Source organism: Streptomyces alkaliphilus (assembly GCF_014141535.1).
GTDB classification, from domain to species: Bacteria; Actinomycetota; Actinomycetes; order Streptomycetales; family Streptomycetaceae; genus Streptomyces; species Streptomyces alkaliphilus.
This window is the reverse complement of the sequence record NZ_VKHT01000724.1, coordinates 1-2,707: the sequence shown is the minus strand read 5'-3', so window position 1 is coordinate 2,707 and position 2,707 is coordinate 1. Positions and strand designations below refer to the sequence as shown.

The following is a 2,707-nucleotide window of genomic DNA, read 5'->3' as shown; positions in this document are numbered from 1 at the left end:
GGGGTGAAGCGGACGGGCAGTGCGGCCATACCGCGCAGCCACGGCGAGGGACGCCGGACCAGGGACGCGGCGGGTACGGCGAGATCGATGTCGGGCAGGCGGTCGAGGAGGACCTCGATGCCGGTCCGCGCGATGATCTCGGCGATCTCCCGGGCGGGGAACGGGCAGCGGTGCTCGCCGTGGCCGAAGGAGAAGAAGGCGTGGTTGCCGCCGCGCAGTCCGTCGTACGGACCGCTTCCCGCGCCCGCCCCGGCGTGTACGGAGGGGTCGGAGTTGGCGGCGGCCAGGCCGAGCAGGAGCATGTCACCGGTGCGGATGTGCCGGCCGGCGAGCTGGGTGTCGCGGGAGGCCCAGCGCCCCGCGACGTTCTGGGTGGGGGTGTCCTCCCAGAGCACCTCGTTCATGGCCTCGCCGGTGCTGTTGCGCCCGGCGGCCAGGGAGGCGGCGAAGCGGTCGTCGGTGAGCATCAGGCGCACCGAGTTGCCGATCCAGTCGGCGGTCGGCTGGTGGCCGGCGGCCGTCATCACCATGAGGTCCTGGAGGATCTCCTCGTCGGTGAACTCCTGCGGCTGGTGGGCCAGCATGCGCGAGACGACGTCTTTGGTGGGGTGGGCCCGCCGGTTCGCCACCAACCGGTGCATGGAACCGGCCAGGTGTTGCTGACCGGCGAAGGCGTTCTCCCCGCCGTCGATCATGTCGTTGAGGGCCCGGGCGAGGTCGGGGCCCTCGACGTCGGGGAAACCGTAGAGGCGGGCGAGCACCAGCACCGGCAGCAGCATCGCGTACGCCGAGATGAGTTCCGTCTCGCCCTTCCGGCAGAATCCGTCCACCAGGGAGTCGGCGAGTTGCTCGGTGTGCCGGGCCAGGTCGACGGGGTCGACGGCCTCCAGGGCGTCGGAGATCATCATCGCCCGCCGCTGGTGGCGGCTGCCGACGGTGTAGAGGATGGAGGGCTGGTTCCGGCCGATCATCGGCAGCAGTGGCCAGTCCGGCGGGACGGAGGCCCACTGGTTCCACAGCCCCGAGTCGCGGCTGAACAGTTCGGGGTCGCCGGTGACCCGCAGCAGCTCCCGGTAACCGATGACCAGCCAGGCGGGGAACCCGCCGAGCAGTTCCACCGGCACCACGGCGCCGTGCTCGCGCCGCATCTCGCGGTAGAGCGCGGCGGGATCGGTGTGGAAGCGGGATCCCGACAGGGGCACGGTGCCGTCGGCGAACGGGCAGCCCGGGGCTCCGCCCCCCGTCGCGCTCACCGGACCCCCTCCCGGGCCGCGGCGAGCCGCTGGAGGTGCTCCACCAGGGAGATGAGGACGAACTTGCTGGAGTTGCGGGAGCGGGCGTCGCACTCCACCATCGGTACGTCGTCGGAGAGGTCGAGTGCCTCGCGGACCTCCTCGGCGGAGTGGGCCGGGCCGCCGAAGTCGTTGCGCGCCACGATGAACGGGGTGCCGTGGTGTTCCAGGCGGTCGATGGCGTACCAGGAGTCGGCCAGTCGGCGGGTGTCCACCAGGACCACGGCGCCCAGGGTGCCGCTGAACAGGCGGTCCCACAGGAACCAGAAGCGTTCCTGGCCGGGGGCGCCGAACAGGTAGAGGATCGTGCGTTCGTTCAGGGTGATGCGGCCGAAGTCGAAGGCCACCGTGGTGGAGGTCTTGTCCCGCACCCGGGAGAGGTCGTCGATCGCCTCCCCGGCGCGGGTCATGGTCTCCTCGGTGTTGAGCGGCCTGATGTCGCTCACGGACCGGACCATGGTGGTCTTGCCGACGCCGAAGCCACCGACGATGACGATCTTCAGGCCGTTGTCGGCGGTGCTGCTCAGTGGCGTCCGGGAAGTCGCACGCAGAGCCGGATCAGAGGTTGCGGAGTCCAACGAGCACCTGCTCCAGGAGGGAAGTGTCGGGTAGTTGCGCCGACCGCCGGGCGGTCTGCGGGTGGCGGGCGGTGATCCGTCCGGTGTCCAACAGATCGCCGAGCAGGATCTTCACGATGCCGACCGGCATGCCGAGGTCGGCGGCGATCTCCACGACCGCCGTGGGGTACCGGCACAACCGCAGGATCGCGGCGTGCTCGGACTGCATGCCGGGGGTGGGTTCGCATTCGCTGACCACGAGGGTGACCAGGTCGAACGCGTCCGAGGTGGCCCGGCTGCGGCCACCGGTGACGGTGTACAGCCGGTCCGGGTTCTCGTGCCGGGGAGGACTCATGCCCGATCATCACCTTCATCCGGTCGTCGGGGCGGGGCGCTGAGGTACTCGCCGAGCTGCTCGACGAGCTCGTTCATGTTGTGGCCGATCAGGCCGGGGTCGGCGGTCTCGTCGGCGACCACGGCGAGGTGGGCGCCGTCCCCCGCCTCGACGATGAAGAGGATGCCGCCGTAGAACTCGGTCATCGACTGACGGACACCGCCGCTTCCGTCGCCGAACTCGATCGAGGCGCCGTGCGACAGGCTCTGGATGCCGGCGGAGATGGCGGCGAGCTGGTCGGCCTGGTCCTCGGAGAGCTCGGGGGTGCGGCAGAGCTTGAGGCCGTCGCGGGAGAGCACCAGCGCGTGACGGGCGCCCGGGGTGCGCTCGAGGAGGTTCTCCAGCAGCCAGTCCAGCTTGGTGGCGGGAATGTTGCCCATCGGGTTGGAGGCCCCGGGTTCTGGTGCGGTCATCGGGATTCGTCCTTCGGAACTGAAAAGGTGGTCGGGGCGGGGGGCGTGGGG

4 protein-coding genes are annotated in these 2,707 nt (G+C 70.7%); all 4 read right to left on the bottom strand.

Annotated elements, in window-relative coordinates:
- A partial coding sequence (locus FNQ90_RS18990) for a cytochrome P450 (RefSeq protein WP_182607474.1) occupies positions 1-1,253 on the bottom strand: 1,253 nt, incomplete at its 3' end.
- The gene (locus tag FNQ90_RS18985) at positions 1,250-1,870 is read right to left on the bottom strand and encodes a GTP-binding protein (RefSeq protein WP_173019646.1); all 621 of its coding nucleotides are present in this window, start codon (positions 1,868-1,870) and stop codon (positions 1,250-1,252) included. The genes FNQ90_RS18990 and FNQ90_RS18985, both read right to left, overlap by 4 nt.
- Positions 1,851-2,204, bottom strand: a complete 354-nt coding sequence (locus tag FNQ90_RS18980; protein ID WP_182607473.1) for a DUF742 domain-containing protein — start codon at positions 2,202-2,204, stop codon at positions 1,851-1,853. The genes FNQ90_RS18985 and FNQ90_RS18980 overlap by 20 nt, the downstream gene beginning before the upstream one ends.
- Complete coding sequence (locus FNQ90_RS18975) at positions 2,201-2,656, bottom strand: roadblock/LC7 domain-containing protein (RefSeq protein WP_228454647.1); 456 nt, start codon at positions 2,654-2,656, stop codon at positions 2,201-2,203. Before FNQ90_RS18975 ends, FNQ90_RS18980 begins: the two co-directional genes overlap by 4 nt.
- Positions 2,657-2,707: the final 51 nt, after the last annotated feature.